We start from the raw sequence: 403 nt of genomic DNA on the forward strand, positions 1-403 counted from the left end.
TCTCCACCTCGGGCAGCGTGAGCGCGATCAATGTCGGCGGCTTCCCGGGCGCCGACGGCGGGACGTTCACGCCTGTTGCGGCAAGCTTCAGCAGCAGCACCACCAAGGTCGGCTGGAGCGCAGGCGCCGGCATCGAAGGTGCGTTCGCCGACAATTGGAGCGCCAGGCTCGAATATCTCTATGTCGATCTCGGAACCGTCTCGGGCTCGATTGCAACGCCCGTGATCGCACTCAGCGGTGCGCCGCTGGTCGTCGGCTATCGCTCGCACGTCACCGACAACGTCCTGCGCTTCGGCGTGAATTATCGGTTCGGCGGTCCGGTGGCCGCCAGATGACCGATGCGGCGTGGCCGGAAAAAAGCCTGTCTCACGCCCGGCCTTGTCGTCTCGACGATCCTTCATGC

The 403-nt window shown here is 65.3% G+C and carries 1 protein-coding gene; it reads left to right on the plus strand.

The genetic code is table 11. The annotated features are described in order from the left end of the window. On the plus strand, positions 1-335 hold a 335-nt coding region (locus NQ036_RS15515), incomplete at its 5' end, for an outer membrane protein (protein WP_257060036.1). Between the last annotated feature and the right edge of the window lie 68 nt (positions 336-403).

The organism is Brevibacterium sp. 91QC2O2 (assembly GCF_024580695.1).
Taxonomy (GTDB): Bacteria; Actinomycetota; Actinomycetes; order Actinomycetales; family Brevibacteriaceae; genus Brevibacterium; species Brevibacterium moorei.